The sequence below is a fragment of the Rhodanobacter geophilus genome, assembly GCF_040812275.1.
Taxonomy (GTDB): Bacteria; Pseudomonadota; Gammaproteobacteria; order Xanthomonadales; family Rhodanobacteraceae; genus Rhodanobacter_A; species Rhodanobacter_A geophilus.
This window is the reverse complement of record NZ_JBFOHL010000006.1, coordinates 22820-37359: the sequence shown is the minus strand read 5'-3', so window position 1 is coordinate 37359 and position 14540 is coordinate 22820. Positions and strand designations below refer to the sequence as shown.

General features: G+C 69.5%; 16 protein-coding genes. 8 read left to right on the top strand and 8 right to left on the bottom strand.

The features are described from left to right. Positions 1 to 56: 56 nt before the first annotated feature. Together ABQJ56_RS07925 and ABQJ56_RS07920 are read right to left on the bottom strand one after the other, a co-directional pair. Positions 57 to 755, bottom strand: coding sequence for an SH3 domain-containing protein (locus ABQJ56_RS07925; RefSeq protein WP_367844461.1), 699 nt, complete (start codon positions 753 to 755; stop codon positions 57 to 59). 81 nt (positions 756 to 836) lie between these two features. Beyond that, positions 837 to 2663, bottom strand: coding sequence for a 3'-5' exonuclease (locus ABQJ56_RS07920; protein ID WP_367844633.1), 1827 nt, complete (start codon positions 2661 to 2663; stop codon positions 837 to 839). Positions 2664 to 2975: 312 nt separating this feature from the next. Between ABQJ56_RS07920 and ABQJ56_RS07915 the strand changes: the two genes are divergently transcribed. The 3 genes from ABQJ56_RS07915 to ABQJ56_RS07905 are packed head-to-tail and all read left to right on the top strand — an operon-like array spanning position 2976 to position 5070. After that, positions 2976 to 4055 (top strand): 3-deoxy-7-phosphoheptulonate synthase, encoded by a 1080-nt coding sequence (locus ABQJ56_RS07915; RefSeq protein ID WP_367844460.1) that lies wholly within the window; start codon positions 2976 to 2978, stop codon positions 4053 to 4055. A gap of 53 nt (positions 4056 to 4108) precedes the next feature. After that, on the top strand, positions 4109 to 4384 hold the full coding sequence (locus ABQJ56_RS07910; RefSeq protein ID WP_367844459.1) for a GNAT family N-acetyltransferase: 276 nt from the start codon (positions 4109 to 4111) through the stop codon (positions 4382 to 4384). Further along, positions 4381 to 5070, top strand: a complete 690-nt coding sequence (locus tag ABQJ56_RS07905) for a DUF1345 domain-containing protein (protein WP_367844458.1) — start codon at positions 4381 to 4383, stop codon at positions 5068 to 5070. Before ABQJ56_RS07910 ends, ABQJ56_RS07905 begins: the two co-directional genes overlap by 4 nt. A 267-nt stretch (positions 5071 to 5337) precedes the next feature. Here ABQJ56_RS07905 and ABQJ56_RS07900 read toward each other — a convergent pair whose 3' ends face one another. After that, complete coding sequence (locus ABQJ56_RS07900; protein ID WP_367844457.1) at positions 5338 to 5820, bottom strand: YajQ family cyclic di-GMP-binding protein; 483 nt, start codon at positions 5818 to 5820, stop codon at positions 5338 to 5340. A 186-nt stretch (positions 5821 to 6006) separates the two neighbouring features. Between ABQJ56_RS07900 and ABQJ56_RS07895 the strand changes: the two genes are divergently transcribed. Beyond that, on the top strand, positions 6007 to 7185 hold the full coding sequence (locus tag ABQJ56_RS07895; protein WP_367844456.1) for a BaiN/RdsA family NAD(P)/FAD-dependent oxidoreductase: 1179 nt from the start codon (positions 6007 to 6009) through the stop codon (positions 7183 to 7185). 49 nt (positions 7186 to 7234) lie between these two features. Continuing rightward, the gene (locus tag ABQJ56_RS07890) at positions 7235 to 8149 is read left to right on the top strand and encodes an NAD(P)-dependent oxidoreductase (RefSeq protein ID WP_367844455.1); all 915 of its coding nucleotides are present in this window, start codon (positions 7235 to 7237) and stop codon (positions 8147 to 8149) included. On the opposite strand, the gene ABQJ56_RS07885 is transcribed toward ABQJ56_RS07890, so the two are convergent. Together ABQJ56_RS07885 and ABQJ56_RS07880 are read right to left on the bottom strand one after the other, a co-directional pair. Continuing rightward, positions 8146 to 8610 carry a YaiI/YqxD family protein gene (locus tag ABQJ56_RS07885; RefSeq protein ID WP_367844454.1) on the bottom strand — a complete coding sequence of 155 codons (465 nt, stop codon included), beginning with the start codon at positions 8608 to 8610 and terminating at the stop codon, positions 8146 to 8148. The genes ABQJ56_RS07890 and ABQJ56_RS07885 overlap by 4 nt on opposite strands. Next, complete coding sequence (locus tag ABQJ56_RS07880) at positions 8607 to 9503, bottom strand: PhzF family phenazine biosynthesis protein (RefSeq protein ID WP_367844453.1); 897 nt, start codon at positions 9501 to 9503, stop codon at positions 8607 to 8609. The genes ABQJ56_RS07885 and ABQJ56_RS07880 overlap by 4 nt, the downstream gene beginning before the upstream one ends. Before the next feature lie 122 nt (positions 9504 to 9625). Here ABQJ56_RS07880 and ABQJ56_RS07875 point away from each other — a divergent pair, with 122 nt between their 5' ends. The 3 genes from ABQJ56_RS07875 (at position 9626) to ABQJ56_RS07865 (ending at position 11814) form a co-directional block, all read left to right on the top strand. Further along, positions 9626 to 10231 (top strand): rhomboid family intramembrane serine protease, encoded by a 606-nt coding sequence (locus tag ABQJ56_RS07875; RefSeq protein WP_367844452.1) that lies wholly within the window; start codon positions 9626 to 9628, stop codon positions 10229 to 10231. Positions 10232 to 10313: 82 nt separating this feature from the next. Beyond that, positions 10314 to 10670: a hypothetical protein gene (locus ABQJ56_RS07870; protein WP_367844451.1), complete on the top strand. Its 357-nt coding sequence runs from the start codon at positions 10314 to 10316 to the stop codon at positions 10668 to 10670. Positions 10671 to 10797: 127 nt separating this feature from the next. Then, positions 10798 to 11814 carry an aminopeptidase gene (locus ABQJ56_RS07865; RefSeq protein ID WP_367844632.1) on the top strand — a complete coding sequence of 339 codons (1017 nt, stop codon included), beginning with the start codon at positions 10798 to 10800 and terminating at the stop codon, positions 11812 to 11814. Positions 11815 to 11853: 39 nt separating this feature from the next. On the opposite strand, the gene ABQJ56_RS07860 is transcribed toward ABQJ56_RS07865, so the two are convergent. The 3 genes from ABQJ56_RS07860 to ABQJ56_RS07850 all read right to left on the bottom strand — a co-directional run bounded on the left by ABQJ56_RS07860 (position 11854) and on the right by ABQJ56_RS07850 (position 14452). After that, positions 11854 to 12663, bottom strand: a complete 810-nt coding sequence (locus ABQJ56_RS07860) for a cytochrome c (RefSeq protein ID WP_367844450.1) — start codon at positions 12661 to 12663, stop codon at positions 11854 to 11856. A 60-nt stretch (positions 12664 to 12723) separates the two neighbouring features. Beyond that, a complete protein-coding gene (locus tag ABQJ56_RS07855) occupies positions 12724 to 13674 on the bottom strand; it encodes an alpha/beta hydrolase (RefSeq protein WP_367844449.1) in 951 nt (316 codons plus the stop codon). 127 nt (positions 13675 to 13801) lie between these two features. Then, positions 13802 to 14452 (bottom strand): hypothetical protein, encoded by a 651-nt coding sequence (locus ABQJ56_RS07850; protein WP_367844448.1) that lies wholly within the window; start codon positions 14450 to 14452, stop codon positions 13802 to 13804. Positions 14453 to 14540: the final 88 nt, after the last annotated feature.

The following is a 14540-nucleotide window of genomic DNA, read 5'->3' as shown; positions in this document are numbered from 1 at the left end:
CGCAGCCTCCGGGCCGGTCGTGGCGCGACCGGCCCGGGGTTGCCACGGCGAACGACTCAATGATCGTGGTGGTCGTTCTTGTCCTTGGACGCGGGCTTCCCGTGTGCAGGCGCCGGCTTGCCGCTGCCCGGGCGAGCGGCGGGGGCGCGAGGCGGCGTGGCCGGTCGCGACATGGCCGGCCGCGATGCGGGCGGCGGCGTCGCGTGCGGTCGTTGCGGCATGGGCTGCGGCTGGCGGCCCGGCTGCGGGCGCGCCGGCCGGTACGGCATGTTGCCATGCGGCGGCGCCGGGCGGTTCGGCCTATCGCCGTGCGGCGGCGGCATCGGGCGGTGCACCGGCGGCGGTGGCGGTCGCCGCGGCATGGGGCGTGCGTACCAGCGGGAACGCTCGCGGTAGAACGGGCGATTGCGGTAGTAGCTGTCCCAGTAGCTGCCGATCACGAAGGTGACGATGGGTATGCCGATCTGCATGCCGTACTGGGGTACCAGCACGTACTGGTTGTTGTAGTCGTACTGGATGAAGTTGCCGGCGACCCAGCCACGCTCGCCCTGGAAGATCACGTCGCACCATTCCCAGCCGCTGGTGCAGCCCTGGACGTCCAGCGGGGCGCCGGCCGGGATGGTGTCGATCAGCGGGTAGCCGGGATCCGGGCCGGCGCGGAGATTGACGTTGCCGGTGGTATAGCCGTCCGTGGCCAGCGCGAGCGCCGGCAGGACGAGCAGCGGGAACGTGGCGAGCCAGGCGATGCGTTTCATCGAAACTCCTCCTGTGGCGAGGCGTGCTGCCCCTGGGCGAAAGCCTGTGCCCCTCCAGGTGAACCTGGCGAGACGGATGCGTCAGCGAGGCGGCGCGAGCTGCGATTGCACCTCGTTGATCGAGTCACGGATGCTCTTGGAGAATCTCGAGTCGAGGTGGTGGATCAGCACCAGCCTTTCGGTGGCGCGGGTCATCGCCACGTAGAGCAGGCGCGCCTCGTCGACCTCGCGCTGGTTCTCGCGCGGCAGAGAGCCCAGACCCGGCACGATCACGAACGGGAACTCCAGGCCCTTGCAGGAGTGCATGGTGAGCAGTTTCACGCTGTCCTTGACCACGAACAGCGCCGGCTTGCCCTGCTCGTCGGCGAGGCTGGAGGGGATGGCGATGCGCTCCAGCGCATCGTGCAGCTTCTCGCCTTCCCAGCCGGCGCGGTAGATCACCGCCATCTCGCCCCAGGGCCGGCCGTGGGCGTGTTCGTCGCGCAGCTGGGCGATCAGCGCATCGAGCTGGGCGGCGGCGGTATCGGTGCGGATCAGCTCGGGCAGCGGGCCGCGGCGGCCGGCGCTCTCGGGGGCGATCAGCGGCACGCCGTCGTCGTCGCTGCCGCGCGACGCCAGCAGTTCGCCGGCGAAGTTGCGCGCCACGGCGAGGATCTCCAGCGTGTTGCGGTAGTTGAGCTTGAGGATGGTGGTGCGGCCCTGCGCCTGCACGCCCAGGCTCTTCCAGCTGATGCGGCGTCGTCCCGGCTTGCCGTAGATGTTCTGCGCGTCGTCGTACAGCACCAGCAGCGAGTTGGTGGCCGGATCGATCATCTGCACGATCAGCTTGTACCAGTCCGGCTCGAAGTCGTGGCCCTCGTCGACCAGCACGGCGCCGTACTGGAAGCGCGGGATGCGGCCCTTGTCCACGCCCTCGATCACCCGTTCCACCATCGCCTCGAAGAAATGCTCGCCCTGGGGCGGCAGCTCCACGTGGTAGCTGTCCAGCATGCGCCGGCACCAGCGGTGGAAGTTGTACACCTGCACCTTGTCGGACAGGCCGCGCTCGCCGATCAACTGTTCCAGTCGCGCCGCCAGCGTCTTGTTGTAGCAGAGCACCAGGATCGGCCGGCTCGTCGCGTGCGCCAGCTGCATCGCGCGGAAGCCGAGGATCATGGTCTTGCCGGAGCCGGCCACGCCGTGGATGACGCGGTGCTCGTCGCCCAGCGAACGCGCCAGCTGTTCCTGCTGGGCGTCCATCACCTTCACCAGGTCGGGGATTTCCAGCGCACGCGCATCCTGGCCTTCGGCGGCGAACAGGCCGAACTGGCCGCTGCCCGGCTCCACGCGGATCTCGGGGAACAGGTGCCAGCGCACGCGGTCGATCTGCGGCAGGGTGAGCGCCACCGGGAATACCTGCGGGAACATCGCCCACAACTGTTCCTGGAAGGCTTCGGAATCCACCGTCTCGTACAGCTCGTCGCGGCAGATCGCCAGGTGGGCAGGGATCACCGCGTCCAGTCCGCCCTCCTCGAACTGCCTGCGGGTGATGTTGGCCAGCACCACGCCGTAGCCCCATGGCATGACGAGCTTGCCGGCGTAGCGGTGGCCTTCGGGAAAGCGCAATGCCGGATCGCGCTCCAGCACCACGCCGATTTCCAGCGCATACGCGCGCGCCTGCAACAGCGGGCTGGTGGCGGTGGCCAGGCCGCGCTCGGTCACCAGGGTGAACTGGGTCCTGTCGGCGCGGCGGATGGCATCGGCCTTCCAGTCCTTCACCTCCAGCACCAGCAGGCCGCGGCGCGGGTGGAACACCACGAAATCGGGGCGGCGCTGCTTCAGGCCGATCGGCACGTCGTACCAGAGCAGGTAGTCGTCTTCCAGCTTCTGCTCCAGCCGTTCGGACACGCGTTTCTCGCCGCCGGTCATCCGAGGCAGGCAGCTGTTGCGGGTGGGTATGAGCGTGGCCAATGGCATCCCCTGGTCGGTCCGCCGGAAATTAGCGGATAGCGCAGATATGCGCAAAAGGACTTTGCGCACGGCGAAAGCCTGTGTTATCACTGCCTTCCATGAACCACACCGCCCGCCAGTACTTTTGGTTTTATGGCTATCCGAAGCCGCTGGCGGAGGCATGGGTGCGATCGTCCTGAAGTACTGAAACCCCATTCCGAAAGCCGCCAGCGACACCGGCGGCTTTTTTCATGGCCGCCGCCGACACCCCACCCGAGGAAAGCCGCCGCCATGTCCCAGCCAGCCACCGACGATCTGCGCATCCGCACGATCATCCCGCTCGCCACGCCCGCCGAGGTGATGGACGAGTGCCCCGCCACGCCCACCGCGCTCGCCACCGTGGGCGGCACGCGCGCGGCGCTGCACCGCATCCTCGAAGGCAGCGACGACCGCCTCGCGGTGGTGATCGGCCCGTGCTCCATCCACGATACGCGTGCCGCGCTGGAGTACGCGCGACGGCTGGTGGCGCAGCGCGAGCGCCTCGGCGGCGAGCTGGAGATCGCGATGCGGGTGTACTTCGAGAAGCCGCGCACCACGGTGGGCTGGAAAGGGCTGATCAACGACCCGGACCTGGACGGCAGCTTCCGCATCCACAAGGGCCTGCGCATCGCGCGCCAGCTGCTGTGCGACATCAACGCGCTGGGCGTGCCGGCCGGCAGCGAATTCCTCGACATCATCTCGCCGCAGTACCTCGCCGACCTGGTGGCCTGGGGCGCGATCGGCGCACGCACCACCGAGAGCCAGGTGCACCGTGAGCTGGCCTCCGGCCTGTCCTGCCCGGTGGGTTTCAAGAACGGCACCGACGGCAACGTGAAGCTGGCGGTGGACGCCGTGCAGGCGGCCTCGCACCCGCACCACTTCCTCGCGGTGACCAAGCAGGGCCAGGCGGCGATCGCCGCCACCCGCGGCAATGGCGACTGTCACGTGATCCTGCGCGGCGGGAAAGTGCCGAACTACGACGCGGCCAGCGTCGAGGCCGCCTGCGCCGCGATCGGCAAGGCCGGCCTGCCGCCGCGGGTGATGATCGACGCCAGCCACGCCAACAGCGGCAAGAATCCGGAAAACCAGCCGAAGGTGATCGCCGACATCGCCGCCCAGCTCGAGGCGGGCGAGTCGCGCATCGTGGGCGCGATGGTGGAAAGCCACCTGGTCGGCGGCCGCCAGGACCTGGTGGAGGGGCGTACGCTGGCTTACGGCCAGAGCATCACCGACGGCTGCATCGGCTGGGACGATTCCGTGCGCGTGCTGGAGCGGCTGGCCGCGGCGGTGCGCCGGCGCCGCGAGTTGGCGCGGGACGAGCTGGCGGCTTGAGCATCAATGGCGGGTGCGCCGTATGCTTGGCGCCGCCGCCCATGGAGACCGCCATGCATCTCGACATCCAGCACAACCGCGCCGCGCAACGTTTCGAGGTGGACGTGGAGGGCACCCTGTGCGTGCTCGACTATACGCTCGCGGAAGGCGGCATGGCGATCACCCACACTCTGGTACCGCCACCCGTCGGTGGCCGCGGCGTGGCCGGCGAACTGGTGCGCACGGCGCTGGATTTCGCCCGCGCGAATGGCTGGAAGGTGACGCCGCTCTGCTCGTACGCCGAGGCCTGGATGGAGCGGCACCCCGACTACGCGGACCTGCGCGCATGAGCGGCAAGACGTCCGGCGCCAACGGCGCGTCGAAGCCGCGGCGCTGGCGCCCGTTCCGCTACGTGACGGCGCGGCCGCGGCTCAGCGCCTCGTTCGCGATCTTCGTGGTCGCCGGCGCCGTGCTGATCGCGCTGGGCCTGCGCGTGGCCACCGCGATCCTGCTGGGCTTCGACCTGGCCGCGGTGATCTACCTGCTGGCGCTGGTGCGGCTGTTCAACCGCTCCACGCCCGCGCACATGCGGCTGCAGGCGAAGGCGCAGGACACCGGGCGCTGGGGCATCCTGTGGAGCGCGGTGGTGCTCTCGGGCGTGGTGCTGGTGGCACTGGGCACCGAATTGCACGCGGCCAAGGGCGGCGGCCTGCCGTCGCTGGGCGTGGGCGCGCTCAGCGTGGTGCTGAGCTGGCTGTTCCTCAACATCATGTTCGCGTTGCACTACGCGCACGGTTTCTACGGCGACTTCGGCGAGAAGCATTCCGGACTGGAATTCCCGGACACGCCCAAGCCTGACTACTGGGACTTCGCCTATTTCGCCATCGTGATCGGCATGACCTTCCAGGTCTCCGACGTACAGATCAGCAGCCGCTACCTGCGCCGCGTGGCCTTGCTGCACAGCGTGATCGCGTTCTTCTTCAACGTGTTCATCATCGCGATCACGGTGAACATCGTGGCGGGCATGAGCGGATGAGCGGCTGTCGTCAGACAGCCGCTCATCCCGATCCACGGATGGATCGGGCGAGAAAGTGCACGAAAGCACTTCCCGGACAATCGGCGAGGGGCAATGCTCCGAATTTAAGGGCCCATGAACAGGACAGGTTCTAAGGATCGTCATCCCGGCCGAAGCCGGGATCCAGCGACTTTCGCCACGCTCCGAAGGCCCTGGATTCCGGCTTCCGCCGGAATGACGAGCTTTGGAAGCCCATAAGTTGGAAACATTGCGGCAAGGGGCCTTGGTTCAGTCGCGAAAATTGTCGAACTGCAGCGGCAGCTCCACCTCGGCCTTGCGCAGCACCGCCATCGCGGCCTGCAGGTCGTCGCGCTTCTTGCCGGTGACGCGCAGCTTGTCGCCGTTGATCTGCGCCTCGACCTTGAGCCTGGCCTCCTTCAGCGTGGTCACCAGCTTCTTCGCCACCGGCTGCTCGATGCCCTGCTTCACGGTGATCTTCTGCCTTGCGCCGGCAAGGTTGGTTTCCACCTCGCCGATGTCCAGCGCGCGCACGTCGATCTTCCGCGAGACCAGCCGGGCGCGCAGGATGTCCAGCATCTGCTGCAGCTGGAAATCGCTGGGCGCGCTCTGCGTGATCACGAACTTGTCCAGCTCGAACTTCGCGTCCGTGCCCTTGAAGTCGAAGCGGTTCGCCAGCTCGCGGTTGGCCTGGTCGATCGCGTTGGTGAGTTCGTGCTTGTCGACTTCGGAGATCACGTCGAAGGAGGGCATGGCAGCGGCTCGCGGATGAATGAGGCGGAAAGTGTAAGCGAAGCGGCTGGATGATAATGCCGCGTTCTCAAGCCCGTCATTCCGGCGCAGGCCGGAATCCAGTGACCCGATGGTGGTCTGTCGCCACTGGATCCCGGCCTGGGCCGGGATGACGAATGATGTGGCGCTCGGCGGGCAGGTGATGGAGTGAAAACGGATGTGCTGATCATCGGCGCGGGCGCCGCGGGCCTGATGTGCGCGATTACCGCGGGGCGACGCGGGCGCCGCGTGCTGGTGGTCGACCACGCGAACAAGGTCGGCAAGAAGATCCTGATGTCCGGCGGCGGGCGCTGCAACTTCACCAACCTCGGCGCCGGGCCGGCGAATTACCTCGGTGCGAATCCGCATTTCGCGAAGTCCGCGCTGGCGCGTTACACGCCGGCGGACTTCATCGCGCTGGTGGAGCGGCACCGCATCGCGTACCACGAGAAGGAACTGGGCCAGCTGTTCTGCGACGACTCGTCGAAGCAGATCGTGCGCATGCTGCTGGACGAATGCGCCGCGGCGGGCGTGCGCGTCGAGACCAGTTGCGGCGTCGAACGCGTGCGCAAGACGGAGGAGGGTTTCAGCGTGCTCACCGCGCATGGCGAAGTGCATGCCGACTCGCTGGTGGTGGCCACTGGCGGCCTGTCGATTCCCAGCATGGGCGCCACGGGTTTCGGCTACGAGCTGGCGCGCCAGTTCGGCCACGCGGTGTTGCCCGTGCGCGCCGCGCTGGTGCCGCTGACGCTGAGCGGCAAGCACCAGGAGCATTACGCCGATCTCGCCGGCGTGGCGTTGCCGGTGGCGGAGGCGCGGGTGGGCAAACGGGCGTTCCGCGCCGGCCTGCTGTTCACCCATCGCGGGCTGAGCGGCCCGGCGATCCTGCAGATTTCCTCGTACTGGCAACCGGGCGAGGCGCTGCGCATCGACCTCGCACCGGATGCGGAACTGGGTGGCTGGCTGCTGGCGCAACGCACCGCGCGCCCGGCGGCCGAGCTGAAGAACGTGCTGGCCGATGCCTTGCCGAAGCGGCTGGCGCAACGCCTGTGCGAGCTGTGGTTCGACAGCCGGCCGATGCGCCAGTACCGCGACGCCGAACTGCGCGAGATCGGCCGGCAACTGCATGACTGGCCGATCGTCGCCAGCGGCACCGAGGGCTACCGCACCGCCGAGGTCACCCTGGGCGGCGTGGACACCGACGGATTGTCGTCGAGCACGATGCAGTCGAAACAGGTGCCCGGCCTGTACTTCATCGGCGAAGTGGTCGACGTCACCGGCTGGCTGGGCGGCTACAACTTCCAGTGGGCCTGGGCCTCGGGGCACGCGGCGGGCGAGGTGGCATGACGCCGCGCACTTCGCGGGGACTGCACGCCGGCGGTGTTCCACTGCGCGGATGGCATCCACGGCGGGAGTGCGGCACATGAAAGTCGGTTTTCTCGGCCTCGGCGCGATGGGCGCCGCGATGGCGACGAACCTGCTCAAGGCAGGCCATGAGGTGACGGTGTGGAACCGCTCGCCGGCGGCGGCGGAGCCACTGGCGGCGCTGGGCGCGGCGGTGGCGTCCACGCCCGCCGAAGCGGCGCGCGGAGAGGTCGTGCTGAGCATGCTGGCGAACGACGCGGCGGTGCGTGCCGTGATCCTCGATGGCGGCGTGCTCGATGCGATGGCGCCGGGCACGGTGCACGCGAACCACGCCACGGTGTCGGTGGCGCTGGCGCAGGAACTCACGCAGGCGCATGTGGCGCGCGGCGTGGGCTACGTCGCCGCGCCGGTGTTCGGCCGGCCTGACGTGGCCGCCGCCGGCAGGCTCAACATCCTCGCCGCGGGCGAGCCGCGGGCGATCGAACGCGTGCGTCCCTTGCTGGAGGCGATGGGGAGCCGGGTGTGGCCACTGGGCGAGGCGCCGGAGCGCGCCAGCGTGGCGAAGATCGCAGGCAACTTCATGCTGGCGGCGGCGATCGAGAGCATGGCCGAGGCGTCCGCGCTGGTGCGGGCGCATGGCATCGGCGCCGCGGATTTCCTCGAGATCATGACCGGCACGCTGTTCGCCGCACCGGCCTACCAGGGCTACGCGAAGCTGATCGCCGAGCAGCGCTTCAAGCCGGCCGGCTTCGCGCTGCCGCTGGGCTACAAGGACGTAGGCCTGGCGCTGAGCGCCGGCGAGGCGGCGCGGGTGCCGCTGCCGTTCGCCGGCGTGCTGCGCGACAGCCTGCTGGAGGCGCTGGCCGCGGGGGACGAGGACGTGGACTGGTCGGTGTTGTCGCAGGTGGCGGCGCGGCGGGCGCACCTCGACGAACGTGCCGGCTAGCCCTGCCGCCGCTGCGCCAGCCAGCGGTCGAGCTGGTTGGCGAAGGCCTGCTTGTCGCGCGCGTGGAAGGCGGCATGCCCGCCGGTGTCGATGCCGGCGCCGCGCAGCTCGTCCATGAAATTGCGCATGGTCAGGCGTTGCGCGATCGTTTCGCGGGTGTGCAATTCGCCGCGCGGGTCGAGCGCCAGCGCGCCCTTGTCGACCACCGCCGCGGCCAGCGGGATGTCCTGCGTCACCACCAGGTCGCCGGCGGCCACGCGGCGCGCGATCTCCTGGTCGGCGACGTCGAAACCGCCGGGTACCTGCACGGCGCGGATGTAGCGCGAGGGCGGCGTGCGCAGATACTGGTTCGCGACCAGGGTCACGTTGACCTGCTCGCGCTCGGCGGCGCGGAACAGGATCTCCTTGACGGCGACGGGACACGCATCGGCGTCGACCCAGATCTGCGCGCCTGCACTCACGCCGCGTTCCAGTCCAGCGTGCCGTCGATGATGGTGTGGCTGCGGCCGCCGATCCACACGGTGCCGTCCACGATATGGGCCACGAGCTGGGCATCGTGGCCGATCTCGCGGCCCTGGCTCACGACGTAGCGGGCGGCGAGCGCGCCGTGCGGCTCGGCCTGGGCGATGTAGGCGGCGATCAGGCCGTTGGCGGCGCCGGAGGCGGGGTCCTCGATGATGCCCACGCCGGCGGGAAAGGCGCGCACCACCAGTTGGTAATCCGGATGGGCACTGCGCGCGAACGCGCACAGGCCCATGCTGTCGCTGGCGTGGGCCAGCGCGCCGATCGCGCTGTGGTCGGGTTGCCAGGCGCGCAGAGCCGCCTCGCTTCCCACCTCGGCCAGCCACCAGCGGCGACCGCCGTCGACCAGGGCCGGCGGCAGCACGCCGGCACCGATGCCGGCCAGCGCGGCGCCGAGCAGGGGGTGCGCGTCACGACCCGTGCGCAGCACGCGCTCGCCCGGGGACTTCAGCAGCAGGCGGCGTTCCGCCGCTTCGCCATCCACCCGGCTTTCCTCCACGCGGATGGGCAGCACGCCGGCGCCGCATTCCTGCCACAGCAGGCCGTCGGCCGGCTGGGCCAGGCCGCATTCCAGCGCGGCGTGCGCGCTGCCCACGCTGGGGTGGCCGGCGAACGGGATCTCCTTGTGCGGCGTGAAGATGCGCACGCGGTAGCTGGCACCGCTGGCGGCAGGCGGCAACAGGAAGGTGGTCTCGACGAGGTCGGTCCAGCGCGCGAAGCGCTGCATCGCCTCGCCGCTCCAGTGCTCCGCGCCGATCACCACGCCGAGGTGGTTGCCACCGCCATGAGTGGCGGCAAAGACGTCCAAATGCATGTAGCGCAACGCAGGCATGGCGGTAGGATTCGTGGGGGAGCGCGCATGATAGCCGCGTTGGCGGGTTGCGGCGCGGATTCGACAAGCGGCCGCGCTGCCGCCAAGATGCGCCACTTCGTCACCCGGGCGCGGAACCGTTCATGCCGATCACCCTCATCATCCTCGCGGTCACCTGCATCGTCTCGTTCATCGCGTTCGGCAACAGCCGGCTGATGAACGACCTGGTCCTGTGGCCGCCGGCGATCAGCCGTCAGCGTGAATACCACCGGCTGGTGACCTACGGCCTGGTGCACGCGGACTTCGGCCACCTGCTGTTCAACATGGTCACGCTGTTCTTCTTCGGGCGGGCGATGGAGGGTTTCTACGCCGGCCAGCTGGGCACGTTCGGCTTCGCGCTGTTCTACATCGGCGCGCTGGTGGTCTCGATCCTGCCCACCTACCTGAAGAACCGCGGCAACCCGAACTACCGCAGCCTGGGTGCCTCGGGCGCGGTGTCGGCGGTGCTGTTCGGCTTCGTGCTGCTGGCGCCGTGGTCGCGCATCGTCGTGTTCGTGATACCGATGCCGGCGATCGTCTATGCCTTGCTGTACACCGCCTACTCGATCTACATGGACCGGCGCGGGCAGGACAACGTCAACCACAGCGCACATCTGTGGGGGGCGGCCTACGGCGTGGTGTTCACCCTGCTGGTGGATCACCGGGTATTGCCGCATTTCCTGGACGCGCTGCTGCGGCCGGGTTTCTGAATCCCGGGCTGCTGCGGGCATCAGCGCCGGTTCAAGCGGACGGGAGCAGGCTGGGGCCATCGTCTCCGACGGAGGCCGTGTCATGAAACGTCTGCTGGGCGGTTTCGTCCTCGTTGCACTCGCCGCGCTGCTGTCGGGCTGCTACTACGACCCGGGCTACAGCTACGTGCGCGCCACCCCGTATGCCGGCGCCGCCTATTACGGCAACGGCGTGGTGTACGGCGACGGTTACTACGCGGCGCCGGGGTGGTACGGCGGCTGGTATGACGGCTGGTACGGCTGCTGCTATGCGCCGGGCGTGACGATCGGCGGGGTGTGGTACAGCCGCGGCGGCTATCGCCATTATCGCGGCGGCGGCTGGCATGGCGGCGGCCACGGCCACTGGAGCGGCGGCCATGGCCACACGAGCAGCCATGGCGGCAGCGGCTATCACCACTGAGCTGTCGCCACCGAGCGTTTGAACCGGGCTTGAGTATCCGGCCGGGCGCTGCGGCATCATGGCCGGCATGATCCGGCTTCCGGCGACGATCCCCGACTATCTGCCCAGGCTCATCGCGTTCGCGGCGATGAGCCTGGGGCTGTGTGCCTGCGGCAGCATCCGCTATTACGCGCAGGCGGTGCACGGGCAGGGCGAGCTGGTTTTCAAGCGGCAGCCGGTGCGCAAGCTGCTGCACGACCCGGCCACCGACCCAAAGCTCGCCGCGCGGCTGTCGCTGGCACTGGCCGCGCGGGGATTCGCCAGCCGCCATCTCGACCTGCCCGACAACCGCAGCTACACCAGCTACGTGGCCCTGGACCGGCCCTACGTGGTGTGGAACGTGTTCGCCACGCCACGCTACTCGGTGGAGGCGGTACGGCATTGCTTCCCCGTCGCCGGCTGCGTGGCCTACCGCGGCTGGTTCAGCGAGGCCGCCGCCCAGGCCGATGCGGCGCGCATGCGCAGCAAGGGCGACGACGTGTGGGTGGGCGGCGTGCCGGCGTATTCCACGCTGGGCTGGTTCGCCGATCCCATCCTCTCCAGCATGCTGCACTGGGACGACGACGAGCTGGCCGGCACGATCTTCCACGAGCTGGCGCATCAGCTGATCTACGCGAAAGGCGACACCGCGTTCAATGAATCCTTCGCCACGTTCGTGCAGACCGAGGGCCTGCGCGAATGGCGCGCCGCGCGCGGCCTGTCGCCGGATGACGGCAAGTCGCAGGCGATGGCCGACGGTTTCACGAAACTGGTGCTGGACTTGCGCGAACGACTGAAGAAGCTCTACGCCAGCGGCGCGGATGCCGAGGCGATGGAAGCGGGCAAGCAGCGCGAGATCGCCGCGTTCCGTCAGCGTTACGCGCAATGGCGCGATGCGAACTGGCCGGGCGAGCATGGTTACGACGCCTGGGTGGCCAAGCCGATCAACAATGCGCGGCTGCTGCCGTTCGGCCTGTACGACCGCTGGACGCCGGCCTTCGCCGTGATCTTTCGCGAAAGCAACGCGCGATGGCCGGCGTTCCATGCGCGGGTGCGCGCACTGGCGCGCGAACCGAAGGCGAAGCGTGACGCCGCGCTGCAGGCCTTGCTTGGCGGGCATCCCTGACCGCGAAGATCAAGCGGGCGGCCATCCCTGCCGCGCTTTTCAGTGCGTTGCCTTGTGCTTTGCCATGTAGCGCAAATAGGCCAGCAGTGCATCGAGATCGGCATCGCCGAGCGCCTGCTGCGTGGGGAAACCCTGCATCTTCGCCTGCGGCCAGCGGCGCAGCGACTGCGGGTTGCGGATGAAGCCGCGCAGCAGGTCGGCCCGCAGGTATTCGGTGGGGTTGTACGGCAGGTTGAGGTCCGGCCCCAGCTTCGAGTCGCCTTCGCCGTTCATGGTGTGGCAGGCGAAGCAGGTGCGCTTGAAAACCTCGAAGCCGTGGCGCACTTCGGTGCTGGCGGCGGCTTGCGGAACGATGGCCGGGAAGCGCGCGTCCACGCCGCCGAGCACACGGATCGTGGCCAGCTGGTAGGGCCATTGCTCGGGGCCGATGTGCGCGGCCTGCGGGTTCGTCCACACCAGGTAGAACGGGCCGGCGTCCTTGCCGCTGCCGGACAGCGCGGGCCAGGGCTGCGCCGGGTCTTCGACCGCCAGCCATGCCTGCGCGCCCTGGTCGTTGAGGATCAGGGTGGCCGGCATCTCGGCGGCGAAGCCATCGGCGGCCACGAATTGCAGGTGCTGGCCCGCGCGCAGGCCGGGCAGCAGCGCGCGCAGCGGCACGGCGCGGTAGCGCATGACGCGGTGGAACGCCACGTCGTCCGGGATCGTCACCGTGGTCGCGTCGGCGCGTGCCAAGAGTTGCGCGGTGGTCAGGGGCTTCGCGCCGTGGCCGAGGTCGATCCGCAACTCGGCCGCGTGGGCGGGCAGTGGCAGGCACAGCCAGAGCAGGCAAGCGCAAAGCAGTGATTTCATGCGGGCAATGAACGGCGGCGGCGCAGGTTGCGTCGCCGCCATCCTCGCATGCCGCCGCCCTCACATGCCGCGGTCGAGCCGCTGCGCCACGGCGGGATCGAGGCTGCGCATGAAGGCTTCCACTGCGGCGGTGTAGTCCGACGGGAGCCCGAGCTGCTCGTTGATCCCCTCGTGCGAGAGGTTCTCCGGCTGCACTTGCGCGCGTACGCCGAGGCCGGCGGCCTTGGCCACGAAGCGTTGCGCCTGCGGGCAGGACTCCTGGCGGCGCGACGAGCACACGGCGAGGAAGGGCGCGATGCGCGAGCCGAGCCGCTGGTAGGGCGAGGCCGCCGCCCAGCCGGCAGGGTTGCTGCCGAAGGCGGTGTCGTAGAAGCGCAGATGGCGGCCCCGCATGATCTCCGCCACGTCGTAGGCCGCGCTGTCCAGCGCCACCGTGCCCAGCCATGGCGTGGCGCCCCGTTCCAGCGCCAGCGACGGCGCCGCGCTGACCAGGCTCACCAGGTGCGCGCCCGCCGAGTGGCCCATCAGGATGAAGCGGTGGCGGTCGCCGCCCCAGGAGGCGGCCATGCGCTGTGCGGTCGCCAGTGCCAGGCCCAGATCCTGCGCCTGCTGCAACGCGGTTGCCGCCGGCGCCAGCGGATAGTTGGCCGAGACCACGATGAAGCCGCGCGGCACCCAGCGCGCCACCTTGTTTTCCACCACCCGGGCGGACGCCTTGTCGCCGAATATCCAGGCGCCGCCGTGCACCAGGAAGATCACCGGCGCGCCGTGCACCGCCAGCTGCGGCAGGTAGACGTCGAAGCGTTCCCGCGCGTCGTTGCCGTAGGCGATGTCGTGGATCGCGCGCACGCCCGCCGGCAGGGTGGTCATGGGGTCCTGCGCACCCTGCTGCTGCAGGCGACGCAGCAGCGTGCGGCGGGACAGGTCTGTCCGCGCGGATGCCGGCCGCGGAGCCAGCATGGCCACGGCGAGCGCGGCGCAGAGCGCGATGAGCCAGTTCCTGGATTTCATCATGGGTTCCCGAAAGGCATGCGGGTGTCTCGTGCATCCCGACGCCGCACCGTCGTCCGCGTGCACGATGACGGCGAACGGTGGGGACGGCAACGGCCGGGCCGGTTCATGGTCGAGGCACGGGCCGTCAGTGCTGGCACGGGATGGTGTGGCCGCTGGGGTCGGTGCAGCTGCCGGTGTGGGTGACGCCCTGGCCCCTGGTGTAGCCGGTCTGTCCGGTGTAGGTGTCGCCAGCGGCGTTGGTGATGGTGCTGTCGTGGGTCGCCGTGCCGTTGGAGGCGGCGGTGCTGCCGGCGTAGCTGCCACGCGTGCCGCTGGTCGTGGTCTGCCGGCTGGCGTTCCAGTTGCCCGAACTGTCGCGGGAATAATTGCCGCTGCTGCCGTAGCTGGCGCCCGTGGTCGCATTGTTGCCGCTGCGCTGGAAGCTGCCTTGGGCGGAGCCGTCGGCATTGCGCGTGTAGTTGTTGCTGCCGGTGAAGCTGCCGCCGTTGCTGCCGGTGATCCGCGTGCCGCCGCGGTGGCTGATGCTGCCGTCCGGGTTCGCCGAGGTCACCGAGCCGTGCGCGGCCGTGCCCCTGGGGCCGGAGACGCGGCTTCCGCGGAAATGCGCGAGTCCGCCCTGGCCGTTGCCGACCGTGCCGCCCACGTGGCCTGCCGTGCTGCCGTTGCGCTGCGCGCGGAAGCCGTGGACACGTGCCTGTGCCGGAAGCGCCGTGCCCGTGGCCAGGATGCAGACAAAGGCGAATGAAGCGAGACGGATGGTGCAGGACATGTTCATCGCAGGACTCCTGTGAGGGGGAAGGCCGGGCCGCTTCGTCGGTGGCCGGCGTGGCACGACTCTCGCGCAGGCGTGCCGCCGGAGTGTT

Coding starts and splice junctions, on each gene's coding strand:
- ABQJ56_RS07910 (WP_367844459.1), top strand. CDS start 4,109: ATGCATCTCGACATCCAGCACAACCGCGCCGCGCAACGTTTCGAGGTG.
- ABQJ56_RS07860 (WP_367844450.1), bottom strand. CDS start 12,663: ATGAAATCACTGCTTTGCGCTTGCCTGCTCTGGCTGTGCCTGCCACTG.
- ABQJ56_RS07880 (WP_367844453.1), bottom strand. CDS start 9,503: ATGCCTGCGTTGCGCTACATGCATTTGGACGTCTTTGCCGCCACTCAT.
- ABQJ56_RS07905 (WP_367844458.1), top strand. CDS start 4,381: ATGAGCGGCAAGACGTCCGGCGCCAACGGCGCGTCGAAGCCGCGGCGC.
- ABQJ56_RS07920 (WP_367844633.1), bottom strand. CDS start 2,663: ATGACCGGCGGCGAGAAACGCGTGTCCGAACGGCTGGAGCAGAAGCTG.
- ABQJ56_RS07855 (WP_367844449.1), bottom strand. CDS start 13,674: ATGAAATCCAGGAACTGGCTCATCGCGCTCTGCGCCGCGCTCGCCGTG.
- ABQJ56_RS07875 (WP_367844452.1), top strand. CDS start 9,626: ATGCCGATCACCCTCATCATCCTCGCGGTCACCTGCATCGTCTCGTTC.
- ABQJ56_RS07915 (WP_367844460.1), top strand. CDS start 2,976: ATGTCCCAGCCAGCCACCGACGATCTGCGCATCCGCACGATCATCCCG.
- ABQJ56_RS07900 (WP_367844457.1), bottom strand. CDS start 5,820: ATGCCCTCCTTCGACGTGATCTCCGAAGTCGACAAGCACGAACTCACC.
- ABQJ56_RS07865 (WP_367844632.1), top strand. CDS start 10,798: ATGAGCCTGGGGCTGTGTGCCTGCGGCAGCATCCGCTATTACGCGCAG.
- ABQJ56_RS07890 (WP_367844455.1), top strand. CDS start 7,235: ATGGCATCCACGGCGGGAGTGCGGCACATGAAAGTCGGTTTTCTCGGC.
- ABQJ56_RS07870 (WP_367844451.1), top strand. CDS start 10,314: ATGAAACGTCTGCTGGGCGGTTTCGTCCTCGTTGCACTCGCCGCGCTG.
- ABQJ56_RS07850 (WP_367844448.1), bottom strand. CDS start 14,452: ATGAACATGTCCTGCACCATCCGTCTCGCTTCATTCGCCTTTGTCTGC.
- ABQJ56_RS07925 (WP_367844461.1), bottom strand. CDS start 755: ATGAAACGCATCGCCTGGCTCGCCACGTTCCCGCTGCTCGTCCTGCCG.